This is a genomic window from Saccharopolyspora sp. (genome assembly GCF_017434145.1).
GTDB classification, from domain to species: Bacteria; Actinomycetota; Actinomycetes; order Mycobacteriales; family Pseudonocardiaceae; genus Saccharopolyspora_C; species Saccharopolyspora_C galaxeae.
Window position 1 is genome coordinate 1 of the sequence record NZ_JAFRFW010000746.1, and the last position, 7,636, is coordinate 7,636.

Genomic DNA, 7,636 nt, shown 5'->3' on the forward strand with positions numbered 1-7,636 from the left:
CGAACCGGCCGCCCCGGATGCCGCCCAGGAACGACGACCACGCCGAGGGGCTGACGAGCAGGTAGTCGCCGTCGGGGTCCTTGGAGTCGCGGGCGGCGACGGAGTGGTCGATGGGGGCGATCTCGACGCAGGTGCGGTCGGCCTTGCTATAGCTGCTCTTTTGCCACCCGGGATGAGCCACCTCGACGCAGGTGCGGGTGCCACTGCTGTAACTGCTCTTTCGCCATTGCGAGTCATTCGGCTGCAAGGTTTCCTCCTACCACATGCTGCTGATACCACCGGTCGGCGGTGTGTTTGACGGCCTCGGCCGACTCATCCGGCCCTAGCGCAATCTTGCGCAATTGGCGCAAAACTTCCGCCGCATCAGCAACGATATTGGCCTCTTCGACATATGACGAGGATCCGATGTTCTCGCACAGCACGAGGTCGGCGTGCTCAGCGAACTCCAGACGGGAGAACGGCCCGTCCAGACCAGCGTGCGCACCGACACCGAGTTCCAGGACTTGCAGGTTGACGTTCGGCCGAGCCGCGACCGCAGCGACTCGTCTGAGCTGGTGATACATCACCTCGGCATCGCCGACCGGGCGTTCCAGCACCGTCCTCTCGATCAAGAACTCGAATTGCCGCGAACTCAGCAGCAGCGTCTGCCGTTCAACCCGCTGCTCCACCAGCGCGTCCAGATCGGCACCCGGCTGAAGAGCGGACATCGCCTCCGCCAAAGCTGCCGCATAATCCGGAGTTTGCAGCAAGCCCGGCACGAACATCGTCTCGTAGCTGCTCAACGAGATGGCCTCGCGCTCGAAGGTTTTGATCGTGTCCCAGGCGCTCGCAAGCGACTCCACATCGCCCGGACGGACGCTCCACCAGTTGCGGTCGCCGCCGTGCCGCACCAGATCCAGGACTTCCGCCCGCTCGCCGGTGGGCACGCGGTACAGTCCCAACATCGCGGCCACGTCATCGGCGTTGAGCCCGCGGTGACCGGACTCCATCCGGCTGATCTTGCTCATCGAGAGCCCGAGCGCCTGCGAAACTTCCTGGGCGCTGAGCCCGCTGCGCTCCCGCAGCTGCCGGATTCTGCTGGCGACGCGGCGAGTCCGGACCGGAATCGCGTTGCTCTCACCCATGCTGCCCCCTTTCCTCGATCTCCGGGGACAGCTTCACGAGTTCCCAGCTTGGCAAGCTAGGGAGATCACTCGAAAGGAGCGTTGCGTGCCGCCGCGGGAACTCCGGAAAGTGCGGCACACCAACGAAAACCGGCTTTCGGGAGGCACAAGTGGCAACCTGGCAGACCCCCGCCGACGATCCGGCCGCGGCGATCACGATCGAACTCCATCCGCGCAGAATCACCCTCACCCAGGGCGAAACCGAACTGGTCGTCACCCAGAACCAGCTCTCGGACATCGCCGACAAGCTCTACTTCCTGGACCTGACCTTCCAGAACGACGCCGAAACCATCGTCGACGTCCTCTGCTCCACCTGACCCAACCCGAACACGAGTGAACGGACCGTTCGTCCCAATAGATTGGGCGAACGGTCCGTTCACTCCTGGAGAACGCGCTTCAGGAGTCGAGCAGGTGGGTCAGTTCGTCGCGGACTCGGCGGGACGCCGTGCGGAGGTCGTTGACGGCGGGGCCGTGGCGCAGGACGTCGCGGGACGTGGCGGGCAGGACCGACGGCAGGGCTGAGCCGAAGGTGGAGCGCAAACTTTGGACGGTCGCGCCCTGCGCGCCCAGTCCCGGAGCGAGGATCGGGCCGTTGAGGCGGGAGAAGTCCAGCTCGCCGGGGCGGATCGTGGCACCGGCGACGACTCCGACGTAGCCGTACGGCTCGGACCCCGCGTTGTTCTCCGCCGCGGCATCCACAATGGACTGACCGACCGACCGGCCGTCCTCGCCGGTGGAGCGCTGCAAACCGGCACCCTCCGGATTGGACGTCCGGCTCAGCACGAACACGCCGCGCCCGGTCTGCTCCGCGATGCCGAAAGCCGGTGCCAGCGAACCGAAACCGAGGTACGGCGAGACGGTCATCGCGTCCGCGGCCAGCGGCGAATGCTCGTCCAGATAAGCGTTCGCGTAGGCCGTCATCGTGGTCCCGATGTCGCCGCGCTTGACGTCCAGCAGCACCAGCGCACCGGCATCGCGGGCGTGCGCGACGACCTTCTCCAGCACGGCCATGCCCGCCGAGCCGTAGATCTCGAAGAACGCCGCCTGCGGTTTCAACACCGCGACCTCACCGGCCAGCGCCTCCACCGCGGTCATCGCGAACCGCTCCAACGCCCCCGGACTCTCGTCCAGGCCCCACGAATTCAGCAGCGCCGGGTGCGGGTCGATGCCCACGCACAACGCACCGCGCGCGGCGATGGAATCCGTCAGCCGCTGCCCGAAACCTGCCCGGACGGTCGTCATCGAGCTTCACCACCTTGGCGCAGAGCCGCCTGCAACGCCTGCAACGGCCGCACGCCGATGCTGCCCCGAATGCTCGCTTCGATGCCCTGCACCGCGGCGGCCGCGCCCTGCACCGTAGTGATGCACGGGATGTCGCGCGACACCGCGGCGGTCCGGATTTCGTAGCCGTCGACTCGCGGACCGGGGTTGCCGTACGGGGTGTTCACCACCATGTCCACCTCGCCGGAGCGGATCAGGTCGATCACGTCCCGGTCGCCGTCCACAGTGGCCTCGTTGTGCTTGCGCACGTTCTGGACCTCGATCCCGTTGCGGCGCAGCACTTCCGCGGTCCCGCTGGTGGCCAGGATCTGGAACCCGAGGTCGGCCAGCCGCTTGACGGGGAACACCATCGAGCGCTTGTCCTTGTTGGCCACCGACACGAACGCGGTGCCGGACATCGGCAGCGACCCGTAGGCACCGGTCTGGGACTTCGCGAACGCCTGCCCGAAGGAGACGTCGATGCCCATGACCTCACCGGTCGACTTCATCTCCGGGCCCAGCAAGGAATCCACGCCGTGGCCTTCGGGAGTGCGGAACCGGTGGAACGGCAGCACAGCTTCCTTGACCGCCACCGGCGCGTCGATCGGCAAGTCCCCGCCGTCGCCGACCGGCGGCAGAACCCCTTCGGTGCGCAGTTCGGCGATGGTGGCGCCGAGCATGATCCGCGATGCGGCCTTGGCCAGCGGCGCCGCGGTCGCCTTGGACACGAACGGCACCGTCCGCGAAGCGCGCGGGTTGGCCTCCAGCACGTAGAGCACGTCGTCCTCGAGCGCGTACTGCACGTTCAGCAGGCCGCGCACCCCGATGCCGTGCGCGAGGGCCTTCGTGGACTCCCGCACCTTCTCGATGTCCTGACGTCCCAACGTGATCGGCGGCAGCGCGCACGCCGAGTCGCCGGAGTGGATACCGGCCTCCTCGATGTGCTCCATCACGCCGCCCAGGTAGACCTCGTCGCCGTCGCACAGCGCGTCCACATCGATCTCGATGGCGTCGTCGAGGAAGTTGTCCACCAGCACCGGGTGTTCCGGAGTGACCTCGGTGGCCCGGGCGATGTAGTTCTCCAGCGAGGTCTCGTCGTAGACGATCTCCATCCCGCGGCCGCCGAGCACGTAGGACGGACGAACCAGCACCGGGTAGCCGATCTCGTCGGCGATCCGCCGCGTGGCGTCGAACGAGGTGGCCATGCCGTACTTCGGCGCGGGCAGCCCGGCCTTGCCCAGCACGTCGCCGAACGCGCCGCGCTCCTCGGCCAGGTGGATCGCCTCCGGCGGCGTGCCCACGATCGGCACGCCCGCATCGGAAAGCCGCTGCGCCAGGCCCAGCGGAGTCTGCCCGCCCAGCTGCACGATCACGCCCGCGACCTCGCCGGAAGCCTGCTCGGAGTAGACGACCTCCAGCACGTCCTCGAACGTCAGCGGCTCGAAGTAGAGCCGGTCCGCGGTGTCGTAGTCGGTGGAGACCGTCTCCGGGTTGCAGTTGACCATCACGGTCTCGAACCCGGCCTCGCGCAACGCCATCGCCGCGTGCACGCAGGAGTAGTCGAACTCGATGCCCTGCCCGATCCGGTTCGGACCGGAGCCGAGGATGATCACCTTCGGCTTCGCGCGCTGCTGCTCGACCTCCGACTCGGCGCCGGGATCCAGCTCGTAGGCCGAGTAGTGGTACGGCGTGCGGGCGGCGAACTCGGCCGCGCAGGTGTCGACGGTCTTGTAGACCGGGCGCACCCCGAGGCGGTGCCGCAGCGCGCGCACCCCGTCCTCACCGACCAATTCCGGCCGCAGCGCGGCGATCTGCCGGTCCGAGAGCCCGGAACGCTTGGCTTCCCGGAGCAGATCGCTGTCCACCACCGGCGAATCCACCAGCGCGGTGCGCAATTCCACCAGCGCGGCGATCTGGTCGATGAACCACGGGTCGATCGCGGAAGCGTCGTGCACCTGCTGCACGCTCGCACCCAGCCGCAGCGCGCGCTCCACCGTGTACAACCGGCCGTCGTGCCCGGTGCGCAGGTCGTCCAGAGTGGACTCCAGCGTGGCGCCGTCCGGGTCCGGCTTGGTCCAGAACCCGACCCGCGCGGTCTCCATCGACCGCAGCGCCTTGCCCAGCGCCTCCGGGAAACTGCGGCCCAGCGACATCGCCTCGCCGACGCTCTTCATCGTCGTGGTCAGCGCCGGGTCCGCACCCGGGAACTTCTCGAACGCGAACCGCGGCACCTTGACCACCACGTAGTCCAAAGTGGGCTCGAAGCTCGCCGGGGTCTCACCGGTGATGTCGTTGCGGATCTCGTCGAGCGAGTAGCCGATCGCCAGCTTCGCCGCGATCTTCGCGATCGGGAAACCGGTGGCCTTCGACGCCAGCGCCGAGGACCGCGACACCCGCGGGTTCATCTCGATGACCACCATCCGCCCGGTGCGCGGGTGGATCGCGAACTGGATGTTGCAGCCGCCGGTGTCCACCCCGACCTCGCGCAGCACGTCGATGCCGACGTTGCGCATGTGCTGGTATTCCCGGTCGGTCAGCGTCATCGCCGGGGCGACCGTCACCGAATCCCCGGTGTGCACGCCCATCGGATCGACGTTCTCGATGGAGCACACGACCACCACGTTGTCCGCGTGGTCGCGCATCAGCTCGAGCTCGTACTCCTTCCAGCCGAGCACGCTCTCCTCGATCAGGACCTCGTGCACGGGCGACTCCGTCAGCCCGAACGATGCCATCCGCTCCAGGTCCTCGTGGGTGTGCGCCATGCCCGAACCGAGCCCGCCCATGGTGAAGCTCGGCCGGATCACCACCGGCAGGCTGTGCTCGGCGACGAAGTCGCGGATCTCGTCCATCGACTTGCACACCTTGGATTCCGGCACCTCACCGCCGACCGAGCGCACGATGTCCTTGAACCGCTGCCGGTCCTCACCGCGCTCGATCGCCTCGATGTCCGCGCCGATCAGCTCCACGCCGTACTTCTTCAACACCCCGCGCGCATCCAGCGCCATCGCGGTGTTCAACGCGGTCTGCCCGCCGAGGGTCGCCAGCAGCGCGTCCGGCCGCTCGGCCTCGATCACCTTCTCCACGAACTCCGGAGTGATCGGCTCCACGTAGGTCGCGTCCGCGAACTCCGGGTCGGTCATGATCGTCGCCGGGTTGGAGTTGACCAGGCTGACCCGCAGCCCCTCCTCACGCAGCACCCGGCAAGCCTGCGTCCCGGAGTCGTCGAACTCGCTCGCCTGCCCGATCACGATCGGCCCCGACCCGATCACCATCACGTGCCGGATATCAGTGCGCTTGGACATCAGCGGGCCTCGCTCATCATGCTCGTGAACTGGTCGAACAGGGGCGCGGCGTCGTGCGGTCCGGCCGCGGCCTCCGGGTGGTACTGGACGCTGAACGCGGGGCCGTCGAGCAGCCGCAGGCCCTCGACGGTGCCGTCGTTCGGGCAGTAGTGGCTGATCTTGGCGGTGCCGAAGTCGGTGCCGAACCGCTCGTCCGCCTCGCCCTCGACGGCGAAACCGTGGTTCTGCGCGGTGATCGCGACCTTGCCGGTGTCCACATCGATCACCGGGATGTTGATCCCGCGGTGGCCGTAGCGCATCTTGAAGGTCCCGCGGCCCAACGCGCGGCCCAGCAGCTGGTTGCCGAAGCAGATGCCGAACAGCGGGATCTTGCGGCCCAGCACCTCGCGGGTGAGTTCCACGCCGTGCTCGGCGGTGGCCGGGTCGCCGGGGCCGTTGGACAGGAACACGCCGTCCGGTTCGACCGCCAGCAGATCGTCCACAGTGGAGGACAGCGGCAGCACGTGCACCTCGATGCCGCGCTGAGACATCATCCGCGGCGTGTTCGACTTGATGCCCAGGTCCAGCGCCGCGACGGTGAACCGCTTCTCGCCCTGCGCGGGCACCACGTAGGACTTGCCCGTGGTCACGTCACCGGCCAGGTCCGCACCGGACATCGGCGCGGACGAGGCGACCTGCTCGACCAGCTCCTCGTCCGGGCGCAGGCCCGCACCGGAGAAGATCCCGGCCCGCATCGCCCCGCGCTCGCGCAGGTGCCGGGTCACCGTGCGGGTGTCCAGGCCCGCGATGCCGACGATGCCCTGCCGCGTCAGCTCGTCGTCCAGCGAACGGCGGGAGCGCCAGTTCGACGGGGTCCGGGCGGGATCCCGCACGGCGTAACCGGCGACCCAGATGCGCTGCGACTCGTCGTCCTCGTCGTTCCAGCCGGTGTTGCCGATCTGCGGCGCGGTCTGCACCACGATCTGGCGGTGGTAGGAGGGGTCGGTCAGCGTCTCCTGATACCCGGTCATGCCGGTGGAGAACACCGCCTCGCCCAGCGTGCGGCCTTCGCTGCCGTAGGCGGTACCGCGGAAGATCCGCCCGTCCTCGAGCACCAGGGCCGCCGGAGTGTGCGCGCTCATGTGAGTCCTTCCGGGTTGTCGTCACGTCCTGCGGCAGGCGCCAGTGCCCGCACCGCCTTCGCCCACTCGTCCTGAGTGGACTCGTCGTCCGCGCGGAAACCGGTGTCGATCGCCTGGTCCCCCAGTCGCCAGGTGAACACCAGCATTCCCTTGCCCGGCACGACCTTGTTCGCCAGCTTGTGATCCACCCGGGCGTCCACGACCGACTCCGCGGGGATCCACATCGGACTCGCGCCGTCGCGCTCCAGGAGCACGCCGGAGCCGCGCAAGCTCGCGACGGCGTTCGCGCGGTGACCGATGTCGCCGACGGCGATCCGGTCCTGCCAATCCTCGGCTCTCGTGCTGCCCACGTAGAAGCCGCTGATGGACTCCCGGATCTCCGATTCGTCCGCCAGATCGGCGGGAACCGCGGGGAACTCCGGCAGGTCCGCCTGCCGCCGCGCCCGGTTCGCCCATCCCCGGCGCATCCCGTAGAAGACCAGCGCCACCAGCAACAGCAGCACCAGCACCCACAACGTCCGCGCCATCAGCGCCTCACCTTGCCCTCGAGCGCGGTCACCTTGCCGCGCAACACCGTCGCCAGCACCCGGCCCGGCAACTCCATGCCTTCGAACGGAGTGTTCGCCGCGGCGCTGGCCAGCTCCGCACCGCGCACCGTCCAGCGGTCCTGCTCGGCCACCAGCGCCAGGTTCGCCTGCTCGCCCACCTCGATCGGTCTGCCCTGCTCGGCCAGCCCGGCGATCTCGGCGGGCCGCTCGCTGAGCACCCGCGCCACACCGCGCCAATCCAG

The 7,636-nt window shown here is 68.6% G+C and carries 7 protein-coding genes and 1 pseudogene; 1 reads left to right on the plus strand and 7 read right to left on the minus strand.

Annotated elements, in window-relative coordinates; all coding sequences use genetic code 11:
- A partial coding sequence (locus tag IJH84_RS20290; protein WP_295147615.1) for a DUF397 domain-containing protein occupies window positions 1–247 on the minus strand: 247 nt, incomplete at its 3' end.
- Complete coding sequence (locus IJH84_RS20295; RefSeq protein ID WP_200069795.1) at window positions 234–1,124, minus strand: helix-turn-helix transcriptional regulator; 891 nt, start codon at window positions 1,122–1,124, stop codon at window positions 234–236. The genes IJH84_RS20295 and IJH84_RS20290, both read right to left, overlap by 14 nt.
- Before the next feature lie 149 nt (window positions 1,125–1,273).
- Here IJH84_RS20295 and IJH84_RS20300 point away from each other — a divergent pair, with 149 nt between their 5' ends.
- Window positions 1,274–1,480 (plus strand): hypothetical protein, encoded by a 207-nt coding sequence (locus IJH84_RS20300; RefSeq protein WP_295147620.1) that lies wholly within the window; start codon window positions 1,274–1,276, stop codon window positions 1,478–1,480.
- Between the two features lie 79 nt (window positions 1,481–1,559).
- On the opposite strand, the gene pyrF is transcribed toward IJH84_RS20300, so the two are convergent.
- The 5 genes and pseudogenes from pyrF to pyrC all read right to left on the minus strand — a co-directional run.
- Complete coding sequence (gene pyrF, locus IJH84_RS20305; protein WP_295147623.1) at window positions 1,560–2,405, minus strand: orotidine-5'-phosphate decarboxylase; 846 nt, start codon at window positions 2,403–2,405, stop codon at window positions 1,560–1,562.
- The gene (carB, locus tag IJH84_RS20310; protein ID WP_295147626.1) at window positions 2,402–5,725 is read right to left on the minus strand and encodes a carbamoyl-phosphate synthase large subunit; all 3,324 of its coding nucleotides are present in this window, start codon (window positions 5,723–5,725) and stop codon (window positions 2,402–2,404) included. The genes pyrF and carB overlap by 4 nt, the downstream gene beginning before the upstream one ends.
- On the minus strand, window positions 5,725–6,846 hold the full coding sequence (carA, locus tag IJH84_RS20315; RefSeq protein WP_200069799.1) for a glutamine-hydrolyzing carbamoyl-phosphate synthase small subunit: 1,122 nt from the start codon (window positions 6,844–6,846) through the stop codon (window positions 5,725–5,727). Before carA ends, carB begins: the two co-directional genes overlap by 1 nt.
- On the minus strand, window positions 6,843–7,373 hold the full coding sequence (locus tag IJH84_RS20320; RefSeq protein ID WP_295147631.1) for a transporter: 531 nt from the start codon (window positions 7,371–7,373) through the stop codon (window positions 6,843–6,845). Before IJH84_RS20320 ends, carA begins: the two co-directional genes overlap by 4 nt.
- Window positions 7,373–7,636 (minus strand): annotated as a pseudogene (pyrC, locus tag IJH84_RS20325) (dihydroorotase); the annotation flags it as partial. The pseudogene pyrC and the gene IJH84_RS20320, both read right to left, overlap by 1 nt.